Here is a 24,339-nt window from a genome sequence, read left to right as displayed (position 1 = left end):
ACGGGGAGGTGCTTAGCCCTCACGTACCATATCAACATGCGGAATCCCGACTTCGAGGAATTCATCGCTGACGATCTTGAAACCCAGACGCTCATAGAACGGTGCGGCATGCACCTGTGCGCTGAGGCTTTGCTTGGTCTGGCCAGATTTCTCGGCTTCGTCAATCACGGCATCCATCAGTGCATCGCCGACCTTCAGCCCGCGCCAGTCTTTGAGAACTGACACGCGCCCGATCTCGCCGCTGGGCAGCAGGCGTGCGGTACCAATCGGAAAGTCGCCTTCAAGTGCAAGGAAATGCACCGCGCCATCGTCATCGGCATCCCACTCCAATTCAGGTGGGACCGATTGTTCAGCGATAAACACCGCTTCACGAATGCGCCGAATCTCGGCGTTGTCTTTTAGCCAGTCCGCGACACGTACGTGAATCTTATTCATCGGCAAACCCCAGGCTTCCTTGCTTGACCAGTTCGCACAGCAGATCGCGGCCATCTTCATCCGAGAGCCACGGGCCGAGGTTGTCGACGTGCAGGGCGTCAGCTGCGCAAATCATCTTCAGCAGTTCGCGCAGTTTGCCTGGCAGGTAACGGCTCTGGCCGCTGGCAAACAGCAGCAGGTCGTCATCCACCTCGGACCAGGCCAGGCGCGCGCTTGGGTTGCGGATCAGCACGGCGCCCTGTTCCAGGCTGCCCAGCAGGTCGTTTTCTTCCAGTTCCGGGCCGACTACCAGTTCCGGGTAGCGTGGTTCGGTCATGAACTGGCCGAACCAGGTCAGCAGCATGCGCTCGTCGCTCATGTGCTCGGCCAGCAGGCCTTTGAGGCGGTCCAGGGCGTCGTGCTGGATCTGGTGTGGATCGCTCACAGGCTGGGCGTCGGCGTCGGTGTAGCGCTCTTCGTCAGGCAGGTACTGGCTGAGGAAGTCGGTGAAGTGGGTCAGCACTTCAGCGGCGCTCGGGGCGCGAAAGCCCACCGAATAGGTCAGGCAGTCGTCCACGGCCACGCCGCAGTGGGCCAGGCGCGGTGGCAGGTAGAGCATGTCGCCCGGCTCCAGCACCCATTCTTCGGTGGCGTCGAATTCGGCGAGGATGCGCAGGTCGGCGTTCGGCAGCAGCGGGCTCTCGGAGTCGCACATCTGGCCAATCTTCCAGTTGCGCTTGCCAGCGCCTTGCAGCAGGAACACGTCGTAGTTATCGAAATGCGGGCCGACACTGCCACCAGGGGCGGCAAAACTGATCATCACATCGTCGATGCGCCAGCTCGACAGGAAGCGGAAGTTTTCCAGCAGTTCGGCGACTTCCGGCACGAACTGGTCGACGGCTTGCACCAGCAAAGTCCAGTCGCGTTCGGGCAGGGTGCTGAAAGCGTCCTCGGCAAACGGGCCGCGACGCAGCTCCCATGGGCGTTCGCCGTGCTCGATCACCAGGCGCGATTCGACTTCTTCTTCCAAGGCCAGGCCGGCCAGTTCGTCGGCATCGATCGGGCTTTCGAAATCAGGAATGGCCTGGCGGATCAGCAGCGGTTTTTTCTGCCAGTAGTCGCGCAGGAATTCCCGTGCTGTGATGCCGCCCAGAAGTTGAAGAGGAATATCAGGATTCATGTGTAACCTATTGAAAAAAAGCACTTTTCAGACGGGAATAAAAACGCCCGGCGCTGCCGGGCGTCTCAAAGGGTCAAGCCGCAATCAGATGCGTTTGGCTTGGTCTACAGCGTTGCCGATGTAGTTGGCCGGGGTGAGCAGTTTCAGCTCGGCCTTGGCGGCGGCTGGCATGTCCAGGCCGTCGATGAACGTTTGCAGTGCATCGGAGGTGATGCCCTTGCCGCGGGTCAGCTCTTTGAGTTTCTCGTACGGGTTTTCGATGTTGTAGCGGCGCATCACGGTCTGGATCGGCTCGGCCAATACTTCCCAGCAGGCATCCAGGTCAGCGGCGATTTTCTGCGCGTTGAGTTCCAGTTTGCTGATGCCTTTGAGGCTCGCTTCGTACGCGATCACACTATGGGCAAAGCCCACGCCGAGGTTGCGCAGTACAGTGGAGTCGGTCAGGTCGCGCTGCCAGCGGGAGATTGGCAGCTTGCTGGCCAGGTGCTGGAACAGGGCGTTGGCGATGCCGAGGTTGCCTTCGGAGTTCTCGAAGTCGATCGGGTTGACCTTGTGCGGCATGGTCGACGAACCGATTTCACCGGCAATGGTGCGCTGCTTGAAGTAGCCCAGGGAGATGTAGCCCCAGATATCGCGATCGAAGTCGATCAGGATGGTGTTGAAGCGCGCAATGGCGTCGAACAGCTCGGCGATGTAGTCGTGCGGTTCGATCTGCGTGGTGTACGGGTTGAAGCCCAGGCCCAGCTCGTCTTCGATGAAGGCGCGGGCGTTTTCTTCCCAGTCGATCTCAGGGTAGGCCGACAGGTGGGCGTTGTAGTTGCCTACGGCACCGTTGATCTTGCCCAGCAATGGCACGGCAGCCACCTGCGCGATCTGGCGCTCCAGGCGGTACACCACGTTGGCCAGTTCTTTACCCAGGGTGGTCGGCGACGCCGGCTGACCGTGGGTGCGCGAGAGCATTGGCACGTCGGCGAAACGGATCGCCAGTTCGCGGATGGCTTCGGCGGTCTGGCGCATCAGCGGCAGCATCACGTCATCACGGCCTTCACGTAGCATCAGGGCGTGGGACAGGTTGTTGATGTCCTCGCTGGTGCAGGCAAAGTGGATGAACTCGCTGACCTGGGCCAGTTCCGGCAGCTTGGCCGCCTGCTCCTTGAGCAGGTACTCAATGGCTTTTACGTCGTGGTTGGTGGTGCGCTCGATCTCTTTGACACGCTCGGCGTGCTCCAGAGCGAAGTTTTCCGCCAGGGTGTTGAGCACGGCGTGGGCCTCGGCGGAAAACGCCGGCACTTCGCTGATGGCGGGATGAGCGGCCAGGCGCTGGAGCCAGCGCACTTCAACCAGAACACGAGCACGGATCAGGCCGTATTCGCTGAAAATAGGGCGCAGGGCCTGGGTTTTGCCGGCGTAGCGGCCGTCAACAGGGGAAACCGCAGTGAGCGAAGAAAGCTGCATGGGGTGTTCTCGGACAGTCGGGCAACGAAATGGGGCGCGTATCATACATGAAAAAATCCACCGGTCCGTTGCCAACTGACCGGCGTATTACGCGTAACGACGTGAAAAAGGGCCTGCTGCTGCGACTTATTCGTTGCGCATCAACGGGTAAAGCTCTTTAAGTAATTTGCGACGACTGACGACCAACTGCCAGCGATGGCCACCCAACTGCCGCCACAGCCGCGCCGAACGAATGCCAGCCAGGAGCAGGGCACGTATTTTCGAGGCGTTGTTCGGTTGTTGCAGATTGCGCATGTCACCGTGGACCTGGATCCGCTGGCGCAAGGTGCTCAGGGTGTCCTGGTACAGGGCGCCACAGGCTGCGACTACGTTTTCATGGGCCGGGCCGAAGTGCTCGACCTGGGACTGGATTTGCGGCAGGCGCTTGCCGATGGTCTCCAGCAGGTCGTCGCGCTTGGCCAGTTGGCGCTCAAGGCCGAGCATCGATAGCGCGTAACGCAGGGGTTCGCGCTGCAAAGTGCTGGGGTCGCGCTCAAGGGCTCCGATCAGCGCGCGATAGCCTTCGCGCAAGGCCAGGTCGTCGCCACCGTAGACTTCCAGGGTGTCCTTGGGGTCGCGGATCAGCAGGCTGCCGAGCATGCAGGTCAGGCCTGCCTCGGTGATCTGGCCGGTCTTGGCGATCTTGTCTACCAGCACGGCGGCGAGAAATACGCCGCCCAATGCCGTCAACTGCTCCTGGGTCGGGCTCATGCCTGGCTGCTCCAGGGTTCGGCGACTTCAATCACGCCGCCTCCCAGGCAGATCTCTCCATCATAGAACACTACCGACTGGCCTGGCGTGACCGCGCGTTGCGGGTCATCGAAAGTGGCACGGTAGCCGCTGGCGGTTTTTTCCAGGGTGCAAGGCTGGTCGCTTTGGCGGTAGCGTACTTTGGCAGTCAGGCGGCGCGGGGCGCTCAGGTCGATCGGGTTGACCCAATAAATATCCGAAGCCAGCAGGGCGCCGGAAAACAGCCATGGATGCTCATTGCCCTGGCCAACGATCAATTCGTTGTGCTCCAGGTCCTTGACCAGTACGTACCATGGCTCTTCACCGGCGTCTTTCAGGCCGCCAATACCCAAGCCCTGACGTTGGCCGATGGTGTGGTACATCAGACCATGATGGCGGCCAATGACCTCGCCTTCGGTGGTCTTGATCTCGCCCGGTTGCGCTGGCAGGTACTGCTTGAGGAAGTCACTGAAGCGGCGTTCGCCAATAAAGCAGATCCCGGTGGAATCCTTCTTCTTGGCGGTGGCCAGGCCGTGCTTCTCGGCGATCTTGCGTACTTCGGGCTTTTCCAGTTCACCCACCGGGAACAGGGTCTTGGCGATCTGTTCACCGCCGACGGCGTGCAGGAAGTAGCTCTGGTCCTTGTTTGGGTCCAGGCCTTTGAGCAACTCGGTGCGGTCGTCGATATCGCGGCGGCGCACATAGTGGCCAGTGGCGATCAGGTCGGCGCCGAGCATCATGGCGTAGTCGAGGAACGCCTTGAACTTGATTTCGCGGTTACACAGGATGTCCGGGTTCGGCGTGCGGCCGGCCTTGTATTCGGCCAGGAAGTGTTCGAACACGTTGTCCCAGTACTCGGCGGCAAAGTTGGCGGTGTGCAGATTGATGCCAATTTTGTCGCACACGGCCTGGGCGTCCGCCAGATCGTCCATGGCGGTGCAATATTCCGTTCCATCGTCTTCCTCCCAGTTCTTCATGAACAGGCCTTCCACCTCATAGCCCTGCTCCATGAGCAGAACGGCGGAAACGGAAGAGTCCACGCCGCCGGACATGCCGACGATGACGCGCTTCTTTTGTGTGTCAGAAGGGGCTGGATCACGCATAGGGTTTCAACGGGTGTCTTGAAAAAGGACGCGATTCTAGCAGGCCCGAGCCTGCAAGGCTAAAGAGAAGGGCGGATCAATTCGAGACTGTGGCGAAAGCCTGCCAGATAATCATCGATACAGCGGATGATCAGCTCGCTGCGCCAGTCGTCGCGCACGGCCATCAGTTCGTCACGAGTCAGCCAGCGGGCGCGCAGGATCCCTTCGTCCAGTTGATAGTCAGGATGGTGTTTCAGCGCCTTGGCGGTGAAGCAGACCCGCTGGTAGGTCACGCCGTTGCTGGGGGCGGTGTACAGGTAGATCCCGACAATACCGGTGGCTTCGACATCCCAGCCGGTTTCTTCGAGGGTTTCACGCACGGCGGCTTCGGTCAGGGTTTCGTTGGGGTCGAGGTGGCCGGCGGGCTGGTTGAGCACGGCACGGCCGCCCTTGAGTTCTTCGACCATCAGGAAGCGGCCGTTGTCTTCGACGAGGGTGGCGACGGTGATGTGGGGTTGCCAGGTCATTAGCAGGTCTCGAGCGATGAGATGGGTTAGCGTTTTACGTGAGCGTGCCACAGCATACAGGGCGTCCGCTGGACGCCCCTGCGAGTTACTGAAGTGCCTTGGTAATGGCGTCGAAGACGACCATGTCGTCAATGACCTCGCCACCGGTGGCCTTGGTTTGAGCTTGCCACACCACGATCACCACATTGTGGGTCGGGTTAATGTAGGTGAACTGACCAAAAATACCCGCAGCCGTAAAGGCTTTATCTGCCTTTGACGCGGCTGTCCAGGCCGGCCACCACATAGAGGCAAAGTCGCCGTACGCCGCGTCGGTGCCGGTGGTCGCACTGGCGAAGCTCATCCAGTTGTTGGGTAGCACTTGCTTGTCGCCGGCTTTGCCGCCGCTGAGCACGAATTGTCCAAAACGCCCGTAATCCTCGAGGGTCGCACTGATGCCGCTACCACCTACTTCATTGCCATTGGGGCCGTCGAGCCACCAATTCGCGTCGGATTGCATGCCGTACGGCGCCCAGACTTTTTCGCTCAAGTATTGCGCCAGCGGCTTGCCCACGGCAGCGCTGACCAGTTGGCCCAGGACTTGTGTTTCTCCCGTGCTGTAGTTGGTGCGGGTGCCCGCAGGTGCGGCGCTTGGCAGGCTGGCCATGAACTTGAGGGCAGAGCCGGGTATCTGTTCGGTTTGCAGCTTGAGCATCATTCTGCGGTCTGACGTCGGATCGGCATATTTCTCGCTCCATTTGACGCCTGAGCGCATGGCCAGGACCTGGCGTACGGTTGCCTGTTCATAACCACTGCCGGCCAGCGAGGGCAGGTAGCGGATCACTTTGTCATCAAGGCTGTGGATTGCGCCGTCCTGTAGCGCAGCACCAACGAGGGTGGAGGTAATTGACTTGGCTACCGACATCGACATCCAGCGGGTAGCGGGTGTGTTGCCTTTTTCGTAGCGCTCAGTAACGACTTGGCCGTCCTTGAGCACCAGCAGGCCTGTTACTCGGTTGAGACTGACGTAATCGTCGAGGCTGTAGCGTTTACCTTCGTAATCGAATGCGACTTGCCCCAGTGGTTGATTTCTACGCGGTAATGGAAATGGATGGTTGCCTGCCTTGATGGTGCGAACGGGAAACAAGCGATTGATGTTGCGAAAGGTGGTAACGGCAGTTTCTTCGCTGAGTTTGCCGTCGTACATGGTCTGGACGTCGCCAATCGGTTCCTGGGCGTGGGGATAGGTGTGTGGGGTCCCTGAGTGGGAGGTGCAGGCGGTGAGCAGTGTAAGTACTGAAGAGCATGCCAACGCTTGAAGAAGATTGGGGCGGGGGCGCCACTCAGCGTTTGATGAGCGGCCAGTGATTGTCGGCATAAGGTCTTCCGTGCTTATTGTTTTGATGGGAGGAGCGCCAAGGTCTGGCAGGTACTATGCCAATTGAGTGGTCGAAAAGGTTCGTTATCTGGATCGTGAGGCAAAAAAAATCCGGAGTCCTTATCGGGCTCCGGATTTTCTGACTGCTTCAGGGTCGATCAATAACCCTCAAGCCAACCGCGTTGCTGCCTTACACCAGCGCAGCAATCGCAGCGTTGAGCGTATTGCTCGGGCGCATGGCCTTGCTGGTCAGCTCAGGGTTCGGCGCGTAGTAGCCGCCGATGTCCACTGCCTTGCCTTGCACGGCGTTGAGTTCGGCAACGATGGTTGCCTCGTTCGCGGCCAGGGTCTTGGCAAGTGTGTCGAACTGCGCTTGCAGTGCAGTGTCTTCAGTCTGGGCAGCCAGGGCTTGAGCCCAGTACAGCGCCAGGTAGAAGTGGCTGCCGCGGTTGTCGATGTTGCCGACTTTGCGCGATGGCGACTTGTTGTTGTCGAGGAACTGGCCAGTGGCCTGGTCCAGGGTCTTGGACAGTACCAGGGCTTTCGGGTTGTTGTTGTTCACACCCAAATGCTCAAGGGACGCGGCCAGGGCCAGGAACTCGCCCAAAGAATCCCAACGCAGGAAGTTCTCTTCCACCAACTGTTGCACGTGCTTGGGAGCCGAACCGCCGGCGCCGGTTTCGAACAGGCCGCCACCGTTCATCAGCGGCACGATCGACAGCATCTTGGCGCTGGTGCCCAGTTCCATGATCGGGAACAGGTCGGTCAGGTAGTCACGCAGGACGTTACCGGTCACCGAGATGGTGTCCAGACCCTTGCGGGTGCGCTCCAGGGTGAACTTCATCGCGTCGACCGGCGACATGATGCGGATGTCCAGGCCTTCGGTGTTGTGGTCTTTCAGGTAGGCCTGGACTTTCTCGACCACGACGCCGTCGTGAGCGCGCAGCGGGTCTAGCCAGAAAATCGCTGGAGTGTTGCTGGCGCGGGCGCGGTTGACGGCCAGTTTGACCCAGTCCTGGATCGGCGCGTCTTTGGTCTGGCACATGCGGAAGATGTCGCCAGCTTCGACGGTCTGTTCCATCAGCAGGTTGCCCTTGCTGTCGGTGACGCGAACAACACCGTCAGCCTTGATCTGGAACGTCTTGTCGTGGGAGCCGTACTCTTCGGCTTTTTTGGCCATCAGGCCAACGTTTGGCACGCTGCCCATGGTGGTTGGGTCAAAGGCGCCGTTCACCTTGCAGTCTTCGATCACCGCCTGGTAGATGGTGGCGTAGCAGCGATCCGGGATCACGGCCTTGGTGTCGTGCAGCTGGCCGTCGGTGCCCCACATCTTGCCGGAGTCACGGATCATGGCAGGCATCGAGGCGTCGACGATGACGTCGCTCGGTACGTGCAGGTTGGTGATGCCCTTGTCGGAGTTGACCATCGCCAGGGATGGGCGTGCGGCGTACACCGCCTGGATGTCAGCTTCGATCTGTGCTTGCTGCTCGGCCGGCAAGGCCTTGATGCGAGCGTAGAGGTCGCCGATGCCATTGTTCAGGTTGAAGCCGATCTGGGCCAGCACGTCAGCGTGCTTGGCCAGGGCGTCTTTATAGAACTCGGCAACGATCTGGCCGAACATGATCGGGTCGGAGACCTTCATCATGGTGGCTTTCAGGTGAACCGACAGCAGTACGCCTTGTTTCTTGGCGTCTTCGATTTCAGCGGCGATGAACGCGCGCAGGGCGTTTTTGCTCATCACCGAGCAGTCGAGGATCTCACCGGCTTGTGCGCTGGTTTTTTCTTTCAGGACGGTGGCAGTGCCGTCTTTGGCGATCAACTCGATTTTGACCGTATCGGCAACTTCGATCTGTACGGCTTTTTCGCTGCCGTAGAAGTCGCCGTTACTCATGTGAGCGATGTGCGACTTGGAGTCTGCAGCCCAGGCGCCCATTTTGTGCGGGTGCTTGCGAGCGTAGTTCTTGACCGACAGCGGTGCGCGGCGATCGGAGTTGCCTTCGCGCAGGACCGGGTTCACGGCGCTGCCCTTGACCTTGTCGTAACGGGCACGGGTTTCTTTTTCCGCGTCGGTGGTTACGGTTTCCGGGTAATCCGGCAGGGCATAGCCCTGGGCCTGCAGTTCCTTGATCGCGGCTTGCAGCTGCGGTGTCGAGGCGCTGATGTTCGGCAGCTTGATGATGTTGGCTTCAGGGGTGACGGCCAGGGCGCCCAGTTCGGCGAGGTGGTCCGGCACGGCCTTGGCGCCCAGTTGCTCGGGGAAGCTTGCGAGGATGCGCCCGGCGAGGGAAATGTCGCGGGTTTCCACGGCAATATCAGCGGAAGCGGTGAAGGCCTCTACGATAGGCAGCAGTGAATAGGTGGCGAGGGCAGGGGCTTCGTCGGTGAAGGTATAGATGATCTTCGAGCGGGTGGGCATATTCGGATTAACTCTCTTCTTTGCTGAAAGCGTGCGCAGAAACTCGAGATGCGCCGGGTAGAGCGCGTTCGTTCAAAGTCATCCATGAGCGAAATGTCGAGGTTTCTTCGCGGTGATGTTGGGTTGCATCAGTCGAGCGTCAAGCGGGTGGACTATTGTAATAGTCCGGCTTTCTAGCTGAGGGCTTCGTTCTAGAGCGGTCAGCCGTCGTGACTCTTTGGTCAGCGGCGGCATTATACATAGGTCGCTATGCTTACGCCGAGCCTTCATACAAAAGGTGCCTCGTCCATTGGTCTAAAGGTCGCAGGGAGGGCATTTGTCGAACGCTGCAGGAAGTGCTCGAGTTTGGCGCTTTTCCCATTCATTTCAAGCTTGTAGGTCGCCAAGTGTGCTGTCTTCGGCGCAAATGTGCAGGGGCTGAGGTTTCAGTCCTCATTTATCTGGAGTAGGCTCGAATGCAGCCAGATGTTCAATCCACAAACGGAGTTCAGCATGGGATACCAGAAGATTCAGGTTCCGGCAGTCGGCGATAAAATCACCGTCAATGCAGACCATTCTCTCAATGTTCCTGACAACCCGATCATCCCCTTCATCGAAGGTGACGGTATTGGCGTCGACATCAGCCCGGTGATGATCAAGGTTGTCGATGCAGCTGTTAACAAGGCTTACGGCGGCAAGCGAAAAATCTCCTGGATGGAGGTCTATGCCGGCGAGAAGGCGACTCAAGTTTACGATCAGGACACCTGGCTGCCTCAGGAAACCCTGGATGCAGTCAAAGATTACGTGGTTTCCATCAAGGGCCCGCTGACCACCCCTGTTGGCGGCGGCATCCGTTCGTTGAACGTGGCCCTGCGCCAGCAACTCGACTTGTACGTGTGCCTGCGTCCTGTGCGCTGGTTCGAAGGCGTGCCAAGCCCGGTGAAGAAGCCTGGCGATGTCGACATGACCATCTTTCGGGAGAACTCCGAGGACATTTACGCCGGTATCGAGTGGAAGGCCGGTTCCCCGGAAGCGATCAAGGTCATCAAGTTCCTGAAAGAGGAAATGGGCGTTACCAAGATCCGTTTCGACCAGGATTGTGGGATTGGCGTCAAGCCGGTGTCTCTGGAAGGTACCAAGCGGCTGGCGCGCAAGGCCTTGCAGTATGTGGTCGATAACGATCGCGACTCGCTGACCATTGTGCACAAAGGCAACATCATGAAGTTCACCGAAGGTGCCTTCAAGGAATGGGCTTACGAAGTGGCGGCCGAGGAGTTCGGTGCGACCCTGCTCGACGGCGGCCCGTGGATGCAGTTCAAGAACCCGCGTACCGGTAAGAACGTCGTGGTCAAGGACGCCATCGCCGACGCCATGCTCCAGCAGATTTTGTTGCGCCCGGCCGAATACGATGTGATCGCCACCCTTAACCTTAACGGTGACTACCTGTCCGACGCCCTGGCGGCGGAAGTGGGCGGTATCGGCATTGCACCGGGTGCCAACCTGTCCGACACCGTGGCCATGTTCGAAGCTACCCACGGTACCGCGCCGAAATATGCCGGCAAGGACCAGGTCAATCCGGGCTCGCTGATTCTGTCGGCGGAGATGATGTTGCGCCACATGGGGTGGACCGAGGCGGCCGACCTGATCATCAAGGGCACCAATGGTGCGATTTCGGCCAAGACGGTGACCTATGACTTCCATCGCCTGATGGATGGGGCCACGTTACTGTCGTCATCGGCGTTTGGGGATGCGTTGATTTCACATATGTAGATGGGCAGGTAAAAAACCGGCCATTCCCAGTGATTAGGGTGGCCGGTTTTTTATTGCATTCGTCTGCTCTGGGGCGATCAGGCCGTTGTTTTTCTTGATTCGGCAGCGCTTTTGTCTTCGGCTTTTTGAGCCTCGCTCGTTTGCTCGTCGTGTGCTTTGAGTTCGCCGATATTCACTGCGTGCAAGCCTTTAGGCCCTTGGATTATCTCAAAGGACACTGCTTGGCCCGCTTTGAGTGTCTTGTAGCCACCCATTTGAATAACCGAGTAATGCGCAAAAAGGTCTTCATTCATGTTGTCTTCATTGACGAAGCCGTAACCCTTGGCATTGTTGAACCACTTGACCTTACCGCTCGCCATGCTCATATCCCTCTGCACCAGGCTCCATCACTGGAGTATCATCCAGTTTGTCCGTATGACCCGAATAAATAAGGTTGACTGTGCGGACCTTTTTTACCCACTGTGGGCTCTATTGGTTGTAACACTGTTTTACCGATAGTCAAGGTGACCCATTGGTCAGAGTTGAAAATCTGACAGGTTGCCCCCACCACTGTATTTGAACAACTGACGAACCTTTCTTTCCATGCATGCAACTAGCCAGATTCGACTAATATTCAATCAGGATTGCCCGACTCTCCATAAGGATCACCCGGATGGTCACGAAGGCGACGACGGTTCTGCAGGTACTGCTGTTCAGGAGGCCAAGCCTGCTTTACAGGCGCCGCCGATGTACAAGGTGGTTTTGTTCAATGATGACTACACGCCGATGGATTTCGTGGTCGAAATACTCGAGGTGTTTTTCAACCTGAACCGCGAGTTGGCGACCAAGGTAATGCTGGCTGTTCACACAGAAGGACGGGCAGTATGTGGAGTGTTTACCCGCGACATCGCCGAGACGAAGGCCATGCAGGTCAACCAGTACGCCAGGGAAAGCCAGCATCCGCTACTCTGTGAAATCGAGAAGGACGGTTAACTCCGACCACTTGGGTATGAGGTGAAGCTATGTTAAACCGCGAGCTCGAAGTCACCCTCAATCTTGCCTTCAAGGAGGCTCGTTCGAAGCGTCATGAATTCATGACCGTCGAGCACCTGCTGCTGGCACTTTTGGATAACGAGGCTGCCGCCACCGTTTTGCGTGCGTGCGGCGCCAACCTCGACAAGCTCAAGCATGATCTGCAGGAGTTTATCGACTCCACCACGCCATTGATCCCCGTCCATGACGAGGATCGCGAAACCCAGCCAACCCTGGGCTTCCAACGGGTACTGCAGCGTGCTGTCTTCCATGTACAGAGCTCCGGCAAGCGCGAAGTCACGGGCGCCAACGTGCTCGTTGCGATCTTCAGCGAACAGGAAAGCCAGGCAGTGTTTCTGCTCAAGCAGCAGAGCGTTGCCCGTATCGATGTGGTCAACTACATCGCCCATGGCATCTCGAAAGTGCCGGGGCACGGCGATCACTCCGAAGGTGAGCAGGATATGCAGGACGAAGAGGGCGGTGAGCCTTCTTCTTCCGGCAATCCGCTGGATACCTATGCCAGCAACCTTAACGAACTGGCGCGCCAGGGGCGGATCGACCCGCTGGTGGGGCGTGAGCTTGAGGTTGAGCGTGTAGCGCAAATCCTCGCGCGTCGTCGCAAGAACAATCCGCTGCTGGTGGGCGAGGCGGGCGTGGGTAAAACCGCGATTGCCGAAGGCCTGGCCAAGCGCATTGTCGATAATCAGGTACCAGACCTGCTGGCCAACAGCGTCGTCTACTCCCTTGATCTCGGTGCCTTGCTGGCCGGGACCAAGTACCGTGGCGATTTCGAGAAGCGCTTCAAGGCGTTGCTCGGAGAGTTGAAGAAACGCCCTCAGGCCATCCTGTTCATCGATGAGATCCATACCATCATTGGTGCTGGTGCAGCGTCCGGGGGGGTGATGGATGCATCCAACCTGCTCAAGCCATTGCTGTCGTCGGGCGATATACGTTGCATCGGTTCGACTACATTCCAGGAGTTTCGCGGGATCTTCGAGAAGGACCGTGCCCTGGCGCGTCGCTTCCAGAAAGTCGATGTTTCCGAGCCTTCGGTGGAAGACACCATCAGCATCCTGCGCGGGCTCAAGGGGCGTTTTGAAGCGCACCATGGCATCGAGTACACCGATGAAGCCTTGCGTGCGGCCGCCGAGCTGGCATCGCGCTATATCAATGACCGGCATATGCCAGACAAGGCCATCGACGTTATCGACGAAGCGGGGGCCTACCAGCGCCTGCAGCCGGTAGAGAAGCGTGTGAAACGCATCGACGTGCCTCAGGTCGAGGATATCGTGGCGAAAATCGCGCGGATTCCGCCGAAACACGTCACCAGTTCCGACAAGGAGCTGCTACGCAACCTGGAGCGCGACCTCAAGCTGACCGTATTTGGTCAAGATGCGGCCATTGATTCGTTGTCGACAGCGATCAAGTTGTCCCGGGCCGGCCTCAAGTCGCCGGACAAGCCTGTCGGTTCGTTCCTGTTTGCCGGGCCTACCGGTGTTGGCAAGACCGAAGCGGCGCGGCAGTTGGCCAAGGCCATGGGGATCGAGCTGGTGCGTTTCGACATGTCCGAATACATGGAGCGCCACACCGTGTCGCGCCTGATCGGTGCGCCTCCGGGCTATGTCGGTTTCGACCAGGGCGGCCTGTTGACCGAGGCGATTACCAAGCAGCCGCATTGCGTATTACTGCTTGATGAGATCGAGAAGGCCCACCCGGAAGTCTTCAACTTGTTGCTGCAGGTCATGGACCACGGGACCCTGACCGACAACAACGGGCGCAAGGCAGACTTCCGTAATGTGATCGTGATCATGACCACCAACGCCGGTGCCGAAACGGCCGCGCGGGCCTCCATTGGCTTTACTCATCAGGATCACTCTTCCGACGCCATGGAAGTGGTCAAGAAGAGTTTCACGCCGGAGTTCCGTAACCGCCTGGACACCATTATCCAGTTTGGTCGCCTCAGTCATGAGGTTATCAAGAGCGTGGTGGACAAGTTCCTTACCGAGCTGCAGGCGCAGTTGGAAGACAAGCGGGTGCAGTTGGAGGTGACAGACGCGGCTCGCAGTTGGTTGGCAGAAGGCGGTTACGACGCGGCAATGGGTGCCCGCCCAATGGCGCGCCTGATCCAGGACAAGATCAAGCGGCCATTGGCCGAGGAGATCCTGTTTGGTGAGCTTGCCGATCATGGTGGCGTGGTGCATATCGACCTGAAGGACGGCGAACTGACCTTCGACTTCGAAACCACGGCTGAAATGGCCTGATTACTGACAGCAATAAAACAAAAAGGCGCCGAAAGGCGCCTTTTTGCTGTTTGTAGGAGCGAGCTTGCTCGCGAAAAACGTTAACGATAGCGCGTGCATTCTGGATAAACGCGGTGCCTTTGAGTTCTTCGCGAGCAAGCTCGCGCCTACATGATTTTGCGACCTCTTAAATCCAGTGCACACAAAAACGCCCAGCATAACCGGGCGTCTTTGTATTGACTTGCTTAGCGAGCGCGGTAAGTGATGCGCCCTTTGCTCAAGTCATAGGGCGTCAGCTCGACGCGCACTTTGTCACCGGTAAGAATACGAATGTAGTTCTTGCGCATCTTGCCGGAGATATGCGCGGTTACGACGTGCCCATTTTCCAACTCCACGCGAAACATGGTGTTGGGCAGGGTGTCGACGACAGTGCCTTCCATTTCGAAGCTGTCTTCTTTCGACATGCAGTAAAGCCCTCGGTATCCAGTGAATGGCCCGGTGCAACTGCGCCAGGCAAAAGCGGCGTGCATTGTGCCCGAAAAAGGGTGTTTAAGCCAAGGGGTTCTAGTTCAGAGTGACCCATCTTTGGTTAATCAGCAGCTCAATGGGCCGATATTGAGTCTTGTAGTTCATTTTTTTGCAGTTCTTGATCCAGTAACCGAGGTACACCGCTTCCAGTTCCAATCGCATGGCTTCGCCGATTTGCCAAAGAATCGCAAAGCGTCCCAGGCTGCGGCGTTCTTCGGTCGGCTCGTAAAAGGTGTAGACCGCCGACAAACCGTTGGGCAGCAGGTCTGTGACGGCTACCGCCAGCAATCGCCCCTTAAGACGAAACTCGTAGAAGCGCGAGAACGGCAGGTCGCGTACCAGGAAGGTGGAAAACTGGTCGCGGCTGGGGGGAAACATGTCGCCATCGGCGTGGCGTTGTACGATGTAGCGCTGGTAAAGGTCGAAATACTCTTCGCTGAAGCCTGGTTTCGCCGGGGCCACCGTAAGGTCGGCGTTGCGCTTGAGAATACGTTTCTGATTGCGGTCTGGCAGGAACTGCGCCACCGGGATGCGCGCCGGTACACAAGCGTTGCAGTTCTGGCAGTGAGGCCGGTAAAGATGGTCGCCACTGCGCCGAAAGCCCATTTCCGACAAATCGGCATACACATGCACGTCCATTGGCTGGCTGGGATCGAGGAACAGTGTGGTGGCCTGCTCATCGGGCAGATAGCTGCAAGAGTGGGGTTGAGTGGCATAAAACTTCAAGCGCGCCAACTCGGTCATGATCAACCCTCGGATAAGCTTTGAAATAAGTGTAAGCCAGGTGCGGGGAAGACGCCTAGGAAACCCACGGTGCACTGCTGGGCTGGTCCAGATGATTGTGCAAGAAACTTGCAAAATCGCTGCGAGGTATGGCGCGGGCGCCGAGGCTGTGCAGATGATCGGTGGGCATCTGGCAGTCAATCAGCACAAAGCCCCAGGCTTGCAATTGCCTGACCAGCGTAACGAAGCCGTATTTTGACGCGTTGTCGGCGCGACTGAACATGGATTCGCCAAAAAACAACTGGCCCATGGCCAGGCCGTAGAGCCCGCCGACCAATTCGCCCTGATCCCAGACTTCCACCGAATGGGCGTGGCCCCGTTGATGCAGTTGCAAGTAGGCGTTTTGCATGGCCTCGGTGATCCAGGTGCCGTCGGCGTAGCTGCGAGGGGCGGCGCAGGCCTGAATGACGGCAGCGAAGTCTTGATCAAAGGTTACCTCGTAGCGCCGTTGGCGCAGCAGCTTGCCCAGGCTGCGGGAAACATGCAGTTCGTCAGGGAACAGGACCGTGCGCGGGTCTGGTGACCACCAGAGGATTGGCTGGCCTTGTGAAAACCAGGGGAAGCAGCCGTGGCGGTAGGCTTTGATCAGGCGGTCGGCGGACAGGTCGCCACCGGCAGCGAGCAGGCCATTGGGTTCGCGCATGGCTTTTGCCAGCGGTGGAAAAGTCAGTGTATTGCGTTGCAACCAGGTCAGCATGGCATCCAGGCTTACGGAAGGGGAGGGGAGTGACAGGTGCAGAGCCGGTCTCGAGAAGCATGATTATTGTCGACAAGGGGCCGTGGAGCCAGTCCGAATATGGGATCAGCGTCAGCGGGTATTTCTGCAACTCTAAGGTAGAGATGTGGTCGTAACCGGGTTCAGGGCGCACCCGGTTGTCGTCAAGCTTGCCTGGATTGCTAAAAACAGCTCATAAGCCTTTGTCAGTAAAGACAATGCATGCTCAAATCGAATGTCATAGGATACGGCTTTTGCCAAACGGCATTACGTAAACCTGCGGCGTGCATCGTGGGTCCACAAACCCGTACAATGCGGCGATTCAGGCACTGTCGCCATTTCATGAATCAGTCACAGGGTGTTAAAAGTAGTTTCATCGACACTCGTTCATTTTTTACCTGCTCGGATTGAGCAGTATTTTGTAGTCATTCAACAGATGGACGCGCTAAAGGCGCAGGAAAAGACCCGTTTTGAAGAAAACCACCGCGACACCTAAAACAGTAGTTCCGGCCTGGCGTCAGCACCTGCATTATCGGCTCAAGGAAGGTGCACTGATCGCTATCGGTGCCTTGTGCCTTTTCCTGATGATGGCCTTGCTGACCTATGGCAAGGACGATCCGGGCTGGAGCCATAACAGCAAGATTGAAGACGTGCAGAACTTCGGTGGTCCTGCAGGTTCCTACAGCGCCGACATCCTGTTCATGATCCTGGGGTACTTTGCGTATATCTTCCCGTTGCTCTTGGCCATCAAGACCTGGCAGATATTCCGCCAGCGTCATGAGCCATGGCAGTGGAGCGGCTGGTTGTTTTCCTGGCGGTTGATCGGCTTGGTGTTCCTGGTGTTGTCGGGTGCGGCGCTGGCGCATATCCATTTTCATGCCCCCACCGGTTTGCCGGCGGGCGCTGGCGGTGCCTTGGGTGAAAGCCTGGGTGACCTGGCCCGCAGGACGCTGAATATCCAGGGCAGCACCCTGATGTTCATCGCCTTGTTCCTGTGCGGCCTGACAGTGTTTACCGACCTGTCCTGGTTCAAGGTCATGGATGTGACCGGCAAGATCACACTCGACCTGTTCGAGTTGTTCCAGGGCGCGGCCAACCGCTGGTGGGCGGCGCGGGTCGAGCGCAAGCGGATGGTGGCGCAATTGCGCGACGTCGACATTCGAGTCAACGAAGTGGTGGCGCCGAGTACGCCGGACCGCCGCGAGCAGGCCAAGGTCAAGGAACGCCTGATCGAACGCGAGCAGGCCCTGACCAGGCACATGTCCGACCGCGAGAGGCAAGTGCCGCCGGTGATTGCCCCCGTGCCGACCAAGGCGCCGGAACAGAGCAAGCGCGTGCAGAAAGAGAAACAGGCGCCATTGTTTGTCGACAGCGCGGTGGAAGGTACCTTGCCGCCGATCTCGATTCTTGACCCGGCGGAAAAGAAGCAACTCAACTATTCCCCGGAGTCCCTGGCAGCCGTCGGCCACTTGCTGGAAATCAAGCTCAAGGAGTTCGGCGTCGAAGTCTCGGTGGACTCGATCCACCCGGGCCCGGTGATTACCCGTTACGAGATCCAACCCGCTGCTGGCGTCAAGGTCAGCCGCATTTCCAACCTGGCCAAGGATTTGGCACGTTCGCTGGCCGTGACCAGTGTGCGAGTGGTGGAAGTGATTCCCGGCAAGACCACTGTCGGTATCGAGATTCCCAACGAAGACCGGCAGATCGTGCGCTTCTCCGAAGTGCTGTCGACCCCGGAATACGACAACTTCAAGTCCCCGGTCACTCTGGCCCTGGGCCACGACATCGGCGGCAAGCCGGTAATCACCGACCTGGCAAAAATGCCCCACTTGCTGGTAGCTGGTACCACCGGTTCCGGTAAGTCGGTGGGTGTGAACGCGATGATCCTGTCGATCCTGTTCAAGTCTGGCCCGGAAGACGCCAAGCTGATCATGATTGACCCGAAAATGCTTGAGCTGTCGATCTATGAAGGCATCCCGCACCTGCTGTGCCCGGTGGTGACCGACATGAAGGACGCCGCCAACGCCCTGCGCTGGAGCGTTGCCGAGATGGAGCGACGCTACAAGCTGATGGCCAAGATGGGCGTACGTAACCTGTCGGGCTTCAACGCCAAGGTCAAGGAAGCCCAGGACGCCGGCACGCCGCTGACCGATCCGCTGTACAAACGCGAAAGCATTCACGACGAAGCACCGCTGCTGACCAAGCTGCCGACGATTGTGGTGGTGGTCGACGAATTTGCCGACATGATGATGATCGTCGGCAAGAAGGTTGAAGAACTGATCGCCCGTATTGCGCAAAAGGCGCGGGCGGCCGGTATCCACTTGATTCTCGCCACCCAGCGTCCGTCGGTGGACGTGATCACCGGCCTGATCAAGGCCAACATCCCGACCCGTATGGCGTTCCAGGTGTCGAGCAAGATCGACTCGCGGACCATCATCGACCAGGGCGGCGCCGAACAACTGTTGGGCCACGGTGACATGCTCTACATGCCGCCAGGCACCAGCCTGCCGATCCGCGTTCACGGTGCCTTTGTGTCCGACGACGAAGTACACCGGGTGGTGGAAGCCTGGAAACTGCGCGGTGCACCGGAATACAACGATGACATCCTCAACGGTGTCGAAGAAGCGGGTAGTGGTTTTGACGGCGGCGGTGGCGGCGGTGATGATGACGCTGAAACCGATGCCTTGTATGACGAAGCCGTGCAGTTCGTCCTGGAAAGCCGGCGCGCCTCGATTTCCGCAGTGCAGCGCAAGCTGAAGATCGGCTACAACCGCGCTGCTCGCATGATCGAAGCCATGGAAATGGCCGGGGTGGTGACGTCCATGAACACCAACGGCTCGCGCGAAGTCATTGCGCCAGGGCCGATGCGCGACTGATACCTGCCGCGTGGTAACACGCGGCGCGCCTTTACACGAATCTATGAGGACTCCCATGCGTCTTATCCGCATGCTGTTGTTGCCAGCCCTGGCTCTGACTGCCCTTTCGGCTCAGGCAGATCCTGCCTCCGTGGCGAGCCTGACCAACTTGCTGGAACAATCCAAGACACTGAGCGCACGCTTTTCCCAACTGACCCTGGATGGTGGCGGTACCCAGTTGCAGGAAACCACGGGCGAAATGGCCGTACAGCGTCCGGGGCTTTTCTACTGGAAAACCGACGCTCCAGCTGAGCAGACGATCGTTTCCGACGGCAAGAAAGTCACGCTGTGGGATCCGGACCTGGAGCAGGCGACTATCAAGACCCTTGATCCGCGCTTGAGCCAGACGCCGGCCTTGTTGCTCTCGGGCAATGTGTCGCAGATCAGTGAGAGTTTTGAGATTACGTCCAAGCAGGCCAGTGGCGTAATCGACTTCACCCTCAAGCCCAAATCCAGGGACACCCTGTTCGACAGCCTGCGCCTGTCGTTCCGTAACGGCGTGATCAACGACATGCAACTGATCGACAGTGTCGGCCAGCGTACCAATATCCTGTTCACCGGGGTCAAGGCCAACCAGCCTGTCGCGGCGTCCACGTTCAAGTTCGACATCCCCAAGGGTGCCGACGTGATCCAGGAATAAACTGCCTAGAGGTTTCAAGCGCTGCCCATGGACTTGTTTCGAAGTGACCCGATTGCTCAACCTTTGGCGGCGCGCTTGCGCTCGACCAACCTGGATGAGTACGTCGGGCAGGAACACCTGCTCGCTCGTGGCAAGCCTTTGCGCGAAGCCCTGGAGCAGGGTGCGCTGCACTCGATGATTTTCTGGGGGCCGCCTGGAGTGGGTAAAACCACCCTGGCGCGGCTGCTGGCGAAAGTCTCGGACGCACACTTCGAAACGGTCTCGGCGGTGCTGGCTGGGGTCAAGGAAATCCGCCAGGCGGTGGACGTGGCCAAGCAGCAGGCCGGGCAGTATGGCAAGCGCACCATCTTGTTCGTCGACGAAGTACATCGTTTCAACAAGTCTCAGCAAGATGCGTTTTTACCCTATGTCGAAGATGGCACGCTGATTTTCATTGGTGCCACCACCGAAAACCCATCCTTTGAGCTGAACAACGCCTTGTTGTCCCGGGCGCGGGTCTATGTGCTCAAGAGCCTCGACGAAGCGGCAATGCAGAAGCTGTTGCAGCGCGCGCTCACCGAGGACAAAGGCCTGGGCAAGCGGCAGTTGAGTGTCAGTGAAGAGGGTTTCAAGATTCTCCTGAGCGCTGCTGATGGCGACGGGCGGCGCTTCCTCAACCTGTTGGAGAACGCTTCCGACCTGGCCGAGGACGGCAGCGAAATCGGCGTCGACTTGCTGCAAAGCCTGCTGGGCGATACCCGTCGACGTTTCGACAAGGGCGGCGAGGCTTTTTACGACCAGATATCGGCGCTGCATAAATCCGTGCGTGGCTCCAACCCGGATGGCGCGTTGTACTGGTTCGCCCGGATGATCGATGGCGGCTGCGACCCTTTGTACCTGGCCCGACGCGTGGTGCGCATGGCCAGCGAAGACATCGGCAATGCCGACCCCCGCGCCCTGAGCCTGTGCCTGGCCGCCTGGGAGGTGCAGGAGCGCCTGGGTAGCCCGGAAGGCGAGTTGGCGGTGGCCCAGGCCATCACCTACCTGGCCTGCGCGCCGAAAAGCAATGCGGTGTACATGGGCTTCAAGTCCGCCCTGCGCTCGGCTGCCGAACATGGCTCCCTGGAAGTGCCGTTGCACCTGCGCAATGCACCCACCAAATTGATGAAGCAGTTGGGCTATGGCGACGAATACCGTTATGCCCACGATGAACCGGACGCCTACGCTGCGGGTGAAGATTATTTCCCTGACGCGCTAGCGCCCCAACCGTTCTATCAGCCGGTGCCCCGTGGCCTTGAGTTGAAGATCGGTGAAAAACTCAATCATTTGGCCGCACTTGACCGTTTGAGCCCGAAACAGCGGAGAAAATCATGATTCCCTTAGTGATTGCCGTCTCTGTGGGCGGGGTTGCGGGAACGTTATTGCGCTTTGCCACGGGCAATTGGATCAACGCCAATTGGCCGAAACACTTCTATACCGCAACGCTGGCCGTTAATATCGTGGGCTGCCTGCTGATCGGCGTGCTATATGGCCTGTTCTTGTTGCGCCCGGAGGTGCCTATTGAGGTGCGCGCCGGGTTGATGGTCGGCTTCCTTGGCGGCCTGACCACTTTTTCATCCTTTTCACTGGATACCGTGCGCCTGCTGGAAAGCGGGCAAGTGCCGCTGGCAATAGGTTATGCGGCCATCAGTGTATTCGGCGGGCTGCTCGCCACCTGGGCTGGCCTGTCCCTGACCAAACTTTGATAAACGAGAGACCGACATGCTCGATTCCAAACTGTTACGTAGCAACCTTCAGGACGTAGCGGACCGCCTGGCATCCCGTGGCTTTGCCCTGGATGTTGCGCGCATCGAAGCGCTGGAAGAGCAGCGCAAGACCGTCCAGACCCGCACCGAAGCGCTGCAGGCTGAGCGTAATGCCCGTTCCAAATCCATCGGTCAGGCCAAGCAGCGCGGCGAAGACATCGTGCCATTGATGGCAGACGTCGAGCGCATGGCGGGTGAACTGGCTTCTGGCAAGGTCGAGTTGGACGCGATCCAGACCGAGCTGGACTCAATCCTGCTGGGCATTCCCAACCTGCCGCACGAATCGGTACCGGTCGGTGAAGATGAAGACGGCAACGTCGAAGTGCGCCGCTGGGGCACGCCAAAAACCTTTGATTTCGAGGTCAAGGACCATGTCGCCCTGGGTGAACTGACCGGTGGGCTGGATTTTGAAACCGCCGCCAAGTTGTCCGGCGCCCGCTTTGCCTTGCTGCGCGGCCCGATTGCGCGCCTGCATCGCGCCCTGGCGCAGTTCATGATCAACCTGCACACCGGTGAGCACGGTTACGAGGAGGCCTACACCCCGTACCTGGTCCAGGCGCCGGCGCTGATGGGCACCAGCCAGTTGCCGAAGTTCGAGGAAGACCTGTTCAAGATCAGCCGCGAAGGTGAAGCCGATCTGTACCTGATCCCGACTGCCGAAGTATCGCTGACCAACATTGTCGCCGGGGAAATCCTCGACGCCAAGCAACTGCCGTTGAAGTTTGTTGCCCACACGCCGTGCTTCCGTAGCGAAGCCGGTGCATCCGGTCGCGATACCCGGGGCATGATTCGCCAGCACCAGTTCGACAAGGTGGAGATGGTGCAGGTTGTCGAGCCATCGACGTCCATGGAAGCGCTCGAAGGCCTGACCGCCAATGCCGAGCGTGTCCTGCAGCTGTTGGAGCTGCCGTATCGCGTTCTGGCGCTGTGCACGGGTGATATGGGGTTCAGTGCGGTCAAGACTTACGATCTGGAAGTCTGGGTGCCAAGCCAGGACAAGTACCGCGAGATTTCGTCGTGCTCCAACTGTGGTGATTTCCAGGCCCGTCGTATGCAGGCGCGTTACCGTAACCCGGAAACCGGCAAGCCGGAACTGGTCCACACCCTCAACGGTTCGGGTCTGGCTGTAGGACGTACCCTGGTTGCCGTACTGGAAAACTACCAGCAGGCTGACGGTTCGATCCGCGTACCTGAGGTGCTCAAGCCTTATATGGCGGGCGTCGAGGTCATCGGCTAAATGGAATTTCTGCCGCTGTTCCATAACCTGCGCGGCAGTCGTGTGTTGGTCGTCGGTGGCGGGGAGATTGCCTTGCGCAAATCCCGGTTGCTGGCCGACGCCGGCGCCTTGTTGCGGGTGGTTGCTCCCCAGATTGAAGATCAGTTACGTGAGCTGGTGCTGGGCAGTGGCGGTGAACTGGTTTTGCGCGGTTATCAGGAGGCTGACCTTGATGGCTGCACCCTGATTATTGCTGCCACCGATGACGAGCCGCTGAATGCGCAAGTGTCCAGCGACGCTCGGTGTCGTTGTGTACCCGTCAATGTGGTGGATGCGCCTGGGTTGTGCAGTGTGATCTTTCCGGCGATTGTCGACCGGTCGCCGTTGGTGATTGCAGTCTCCAGTGGCGGCGATGCGCCGGTGCTTGCACGGTTGATTCGCGCCAAGCTGGAGACCTGGATCCCGTCGACTTATGGCCAACTGGCCGGGTTGGCGGCGCGTTTTCGCAGCCAGGTCAAAGGCTTGTTCCCTGATGTGCAGCAACGTCGTGCGTTCTGGGAAGAGGTATTTCAAGGACCGATTGCCGACCGCCAACTGGCTGGGCAGGGCGATGAGGCCGAGCGTTTACTGGTCGAGAAGATCAGTGGCGCGCCACCTCATGCCCCGGGCGAGGTCTATCTGGTGGGCGCAGGGCCTGGTGATCCGGACCTGCTGACCTTCCGGGCCTTGCGTCTTATGCAGCAAGCCGATGTGGTGCTGTATGACCGCTTGGTGGCGCCGGCAATTCTGGAATTGTGCCGCCGTGATGCACAGCGGATATATGTCGGCAAGCGCCGCGCCGACCACGCAGTGCCTCAAGATCGGATCAACCAGCAATTGGTCGATTTGGCCCAGCAGGGCAAGCGGGTGCTGCGCCTCAAGGGCGGCGATCCGTTCATCTTTGGTCGTGGCGGCGAAGAGATCGAGGAACTGGCGGCCCATGGCATCCCGTTCCAGGTTGTGCCAGGCATTACGGCAGCCAGTGGTTGTGCAGCCTATGCCGGTATTCCGTTGACCCATCGCGACTATGCGCAATCAGTACGTTTCATCACCGGGCACTTGAAGGACGGTACGTCGGACCTGCCCTGGGGTGACTTGGTGGGCCCGTCGCAGACCCTGGTGTTCTACATGGGCTTGATCGGATTACCGATTATCTGTGAGCAGTTGATCCAGCATGGGCGTTCGCCGGATACCCCGGCGGCGCTGATCCAGCAAGGCACTACCTCGAACCAGCGGGTATTTACGGGCACATTGGCCGACCTGCCGCGAATGGTGGCGGAGCATGAGGTTCATGCGCCGACATTGGTGATTGTGGGAGAAGTGGTGGTGTTGCGTGAGAAGTTGAAGTGGTTTGAAGGTGATCAGGCTCAGGTCTGATTCTGGAAAGCATCGCGGGCTACAGGCGATCGGTGATCCTCTGTAGCCGCTGTCGAGGCACGAGGCTGCGATAAGGGCCGAAGGACCTTCAATAATACGACTGCTGCGCAGCCGATCGCAGGCTGCGCCAGTGGCTACAGGTTTGC

General features: G+C 58.9%; 21 protein-coding genes. 9 read left to right on the top strand and 12 right to left on the bottom strand.

Features of this window, described 5'->3' with window-relative positions; translation table 11 throughout:
- Positions 1 to 12 precede the first annotated feature (12 nt).
- The 8 genes from GIR22_RS15605 to GIR22_RS15570 all read right to left on the bottom strand — a co-directional run bounded on the left by GIR22_RS15605 (position 13) and on the right by GIR22_RS15570 (position 9,196).
- Positions 13 to 435: a GNAT family N-acetyltransferase gene (locus GIR22_RS15605; RefSeq protein ID WP_154744200.1), complete on the bottom strand. Its 423-nt coding sequence runs from the start codon at positions 433 to 435 to the stop codon at positions 13 to 15.
- Complete coding sequence (locus tag GIR22_RS15600) at positions 428 to 1,594, bottom strand: ribosomal protein uL16 3-hydroxylase (RefSeq protein WP_154744199.1); 1,167 nt, start codon at positions 1,592 to 1,594, stop codon at positions 428 to 430. Before GIR22_RS15600 ends, GIR22_RS15605 begins: the two co-directional genes overlap by 8 nt.
- Before the next feature lie 84 nt (positions 1,595 to 1,678).
- On the bottom strand, positions 1,679 to 3,049 hold the full coding sequence (gene purB, locus GIR22_RS15595) for an adenylosuccinate lyase (protein ID WP_154744198.1): 1,371 nt from the start codon (positions 3,047 to 3,049) through the stop codon (positions 1,679 to 1,681).
- Between the two features lie 126 nt (positions 3,050 to 3,175).
- Positions 3,176 to 3,799, bottom strand: a complete 624-nt coding sequence (gene hflD, locus GIR22_RS15590) for a high frequency lysogenization protein HflD (RefSeq protein ID WP_154744197.1) — start codon at positions 3,797 to 3,799, stop codon at positions 3,176 to 3,178.
- Positions 3,796 to 4,920, bottom strand: a complete 1,125-nt coding sequence (gene mnmA, locus GIR22_RS15585) for a tRNA 2-thiouridine(34) synthase MnmA (protein WP_154744196.1) — start codon at positions 4,918 to 4,920, stop codon at positions 3,796 to 3,798. Before mnmA ends, hflD begins: the two co-directional genes overlap by 4 nt.
- Before the next feature lie 59 nt (positions 4,921 to 4,979).
- Complete coding sequence (locus GIR22_RS15580) at positions 4,980 to 5,426, bottom strand: NUDIX hydrolase (protein ID WP_154744195.1); 447 nt, start codon at positions 5,424 to 5,426, stop codon at positions 4,980 to 4,982.
- A gap of 85 nt (positions 5,427 to 5,511) precedes the next feature.
- Positions 5,512 to 6,609 carry a serine hydrolase domain-containing protein gene (locus GIR22_RS15575; protein WP_154744250.1) on the bottom strand — a complete coding sequence of 366 codons (1,098 nt, stop codon included), beginning with the start codon at positions 6,607 to 6,609 and terminating at the stop codon, positions 5,512 to 5,514.
- Between the two features lie 361 nt (positions 6,610 to 6,970).
- The gene (locus GIR22_RS15570; protein ID WP_154744194.1) at positions 6,971 to 9,196 is read right to left on the bottom strand and encodes an NADP-dependent isocitrate dehydrogenase; all 2,226 of its coding nucleotides are present in this window, start codon (positions 9,194 to 9,196) and stop codon (positions 6,971 to 6,973) included.
- Between the two features lie 492 nt (positions 9,197 to 9,688).
- Between GIR22_RS15570 and icd the strand changes: the two genes are divergently transcribed.
- Positions 9,689 to 10,945 carry an NADP-dependent isocitrate dehydrogenase gene (icd, locus tag GIR22_RS15565; protein ID WP_154744193.1) on the top strand — a complete coding sequence of 419 codons (1,257 nt, stop codon included), beginning with the start codon at positions 9,689 to 9,691 and terminating at the stop codon, positions 10,943 to 10,945.
- Positions 10,946 to 11,022: 77 nt separating this feature from the next.
- Here the strand turns inward: icd and cspD are convergent, their stop codons facing one another.
- A complete protein-coding gene (gene cspD, locus GIR22_RS15560; protein WP_154744192.1) occupies positions 11,023 to 11,310 on the bottom strand; it encodes a cold shock domain-containing protein CspD in 288 nt (95 codons plus the stop codon).
- 217 nt (positions 11,311 to 11,527) lie between these two features.
- Between cspD and clpS the strand changes: the two genes are divergently transcribed.
- Both clpS and clpA read left to right on the top strand, forming a co-directional pair.
- Positions 11,528 to 11,917 (top strand): ATP-dependent Clp protease adapter ClpS, encoded by a 390-nt coding sequence (gene clpS, locus GIR22_RS15555; RefSeq protein ID WP_154744191.1) that lies wholly within the window; start codon positions 11,528 to 11,530, stop codon positions 11,915 to 11,917.
- A gap of 29 nt (positions 11,918 to 11,946) precedes the next feature.
- Entirely contained in the window at positions 11,947 to 14,217 is a 2,271-nt protein-coding gene (gene clpA / locus GIR22_RS15550; protein ID WP_154744190.1) for an ATP-dependent Clp protease ATP-binding subunit ClpA, read from the top strand.
- A 224-nt stretch (positions 14,218 to 14,441) separates the two neighbouring features.
- Here clpA and infA read toward each other — a convergent pair whose 3' ends face one another.
- The 3 genes from infA to aat all read right to left on the bottom strand — a co-directional run bounded on the left by infA (position 14,442) and on the right by aat (position 16,204).
- Positions 14,442 to 14,660 (bottom strand): translation initiation factor IF-1, encoded by a 219-nt coding sequence (gene infA, locus GIR22_RS15545; RefSeq protein WP_002553999.1) that lies wholly within the window; start codon positions 14,658 to 14,660, stop codon positions 14,442 to 14,444.
- Positions 14,661 to 14,760: 100 nt separating this feature from the next.
- On the bottom strand, positions 14,761 to 15,468 hold the full coding sequence (locus GIR22_RS15540) for an arginyltransferase (protein ID WP_154744189.1): 708 nt from the start codon (positions 15,466 to 15,468) through the stop codon (positions 14,761 to 14,763).
- A gap of 55 nt (positions 15,469 to 15,523) precedes the next feature.
- Complete coding sequence (aat, locus tag GIR22_RS15535) at positions 15,524 to 16,204, bottom strand: leucyl/phenylalanyl-tRNA--protein transferase (protein ID WP_154744188.1); 681 nt, start codon at positions 16,202 to 16,204, stop codon at positions 15,524 to 15,526.
- A gap of 488 nt (positions 16,205 to 16,692) precedes the next feature.
- Between aat and GIR22_RS15530 the strand changes: the two genes are divergently transcribed.
- Genes GIR22_RS15530 through cysG form a run of 6 tightly spaced genes read left to right on the top strand, consistent with a single transcriptional unit; the run spans position 16,693 to position 24,193 of the window.
- Complete coding sequence (locus GIR22_RS15530) at positions 16,693 to 19,098, top strand: DNA translocase FtsK (protein ID WP_154744187.1); 2,406 nt, start codon at positions 16,693 to 16,695, stop codon at positions 19,096 to 19,098.
- 55 nt (positions 19,099 to 19,153) lie between these two features.
- Positions 19,154 to 19,777 carry an outer membrane lipoprotein periplasmic chaperone LolA gene (gene lolA / locus GIR22_RS15525; protein WP_154744186.1) on the top strand — a complete coding sequence of 208 codons (624 nt, stop codon included), beginning with the start codon at positions 19,154 to 19,156 and terminating at the stop codon, positions 19,775 to 19,777.
- A gap of 27 nt (positions 19,778 to 19,804) precedes the next feature.
- A complete protein-coding gene (locus GIR22_RS15520) occupies positions 19,805 to 21,130 on the top strand; it encodes a replication-associated recombination protein A (protein ID WP_154744185.1) in 1,326 nt (441 codons plus the stop codon).
- Positions 21,127 to 21,501: a fluoride efflux transporter CrcB gene (gene crcB, locus GIR22_RS15515; RefSeq protein ID WP_154744184.1), complete on the top strand. Its 375-nt coding sequence runs from the start codon at positions 21,127 to 21,129 to the stop codon at positions 21,499 to 21,501. The genes GIR22_RS15520 and crcB overlap by 4 nt, the downstream gene beginning before the upstream one ends.
- Positions 21,502 to 21,517: 16 nt before the next feature.
- A complete protein-coding gene (gene serS / locus GIR22_RS15510; protein WP_154744183.1) occupies positions 21,518 to 22,798 on the top strand; it encodes a serine--tRNA ligase in 1,281 nt (426 codons plus the stop codon).
- Positions 22,799 to 24,193 carry a siroheme synthase CysG gene (cysG, locus tag GIR22_RS15505; RefSeq protein WP_154744182.1) on the top strand — a complete coding sequence of 465 codons (1,395 nt, stop codon included), beginning with the start codon at positions 22,799 to 22,801 and terminating at the stop codon, positions 24,191 to 24,193.
- Positions 24,194 to 24,339 lie beyond the last annotated feature (146 nt).

This window comes from Pseudomonas karstica, assembly GCF_009707515.1.
Taxonomy (GTDB): Bacteria; Pseudomonadota; Gammaproteobacteria; order Pseudomonadales; family Pseudomonadaceae; genus Aquipseudomonas; species Aquipseudomonas karstica.
Note: the sequence above shows the minus strand (reverse complement) of the source record. Positions and strands in the feature narration are given on the sequence as shown.

Excerpts from the sequence above, each read along its gene's own strand:
- GIR22_RS15605 (WP_154744200.1), bottom strand. The coding sequence starts at position 435 with ATGAATAAGATTCACGTACGTGTCGCGGACTGGCTAAAAGACAACGCC.
- GIR22_RS15600 (WP_154744199.1), bottom strand. The coding sequence starts at position 1,594 with ATGAATCCTGATATTCCTCTTCAACTTCTGGGCGGCATCACAGCACGG.
- purB (WP_154744198.1), bottom strand. The coding sequence starts at position 3,049 with ATGCAGCTTTCTTCGCTCACTGCGGTTTCCCCTGTTGACGGCCGCTAC.
- hflD (WP_154744197.1), bottom strand. The coding sequence starts at position 3,799 with ATGAGCCCGACCCAGGAGCAGTTGACGGCATTGGGCGGCGTATTTCTC.
- mnmA (WP_154744196.1), bottom strand. The coding sequence starts at position 4,920 with ATGCGTGATCCAGCCCCTTCTGACACACAAAAGAAGCGCGTCATCGTC.
- GIR22_RS15580 (WP_154744195.1), bottom strand. The coding sequence starts at position 5,426 with ATGACCTGGCAACCCCACATCACCGTCGCCACCCTCGTCGAAGACAAC.
- GIR22_RS15575 (WP_154744250.1), bottom strand. The coding sequence starts at position 6,609 with ATGTACGACGGCAAACTCAGCGAAGAAACTGCCGTTACCACCTTTCGC.
- GIR22_RS15570 (WP_154744194.1), bottom strand. The coding sequence starts at position 9,196 with ATGCCCACCCGCTCGAAGATCATCTATACCTTCACCGACGAAGCCCCT.
- icd (WP_154744193.1), top strand. The coding sequence starts at position 9,689 with ATGGGATACCAGAAGATTCAGGTTCCGGCAGTCGGCGATAAAATCACC.
- cspD (WP_154744192.1), bottom strand. The coding sequence starts at position 11,310 with ATGAGCATGGCGAGCGGTAAGGTCAAGTGGTTCAACAATGCCAAGGGT.
- clpS (WP_154744191.1), top strand. The coding sequence starts at position 11,528 with ATGCATGCAACTAGCCAGATTCGACTAATATTCAATCAGGATTGCCCG.
- clpA (WP_154744190.1), top strand. The coding sequence starts at position 11,947 with ATGTTAAACCGCGAGCTCGAAGTCACCCTCAATCTTGCCTTCAAGGAG.
- infA (WP_002553999.1), bottom strand. The coding sequence starts at position 14,660 with ATGTCGAAAGAAGACAGCTTCGAAATGGAAGGCACTGTCGTCGACACC.
- GIR22_RS15540 (WP_154744189.1), bottom strand. The coding sequence starts at position 15,468 with ATGACCGAGTTGGCGCGCTTGAAGTTTTATGCCACTCAACCCCACTCT.
- aat (WP_154744188.1), bottom strand. The coding sequence starts at position 16,204 with ATGCTGACCTGGTTGCAACGCAATACACTGACTTTTCCACCGCTGGCA.
- lolA (WP_154744186.1), top strand. The coding sequence starts at position 19,154 with ATGCGTCTTATCCGCATGCTGTTGTTGCCAGCCCTGGCTCTGACTGCC.
- GIR22_RS15520 (WP_154744185.1), top strand. The coding sequence starts at position 19,805 with ATGGACTTGTTTCGAAGTGACCCGATTGCTCAACCTTTGGCGGCGCGC.
- crcB (WP_154744184.1), top strand. The coding sequence starts at position 21,127 with ATGATTCCCTTAGTGATTGCCGTCTCTGTGGGCGGGGTTGCGGGAACG.
- serS (WP_154744183.1), top strand. The coding sequence starts at position 21,518 with ATGCTCGATTCCAAACTGTTACGTAGCAACCTTCAGGACGTAGCGGAC.
- cysG (WP_154744182.1), top strand. The coding sequence starts at position 22,799 with ATGGAATTTCTGCCGCTGTTCCATAACCTGCGCGGCAGTCGTGTGTTG.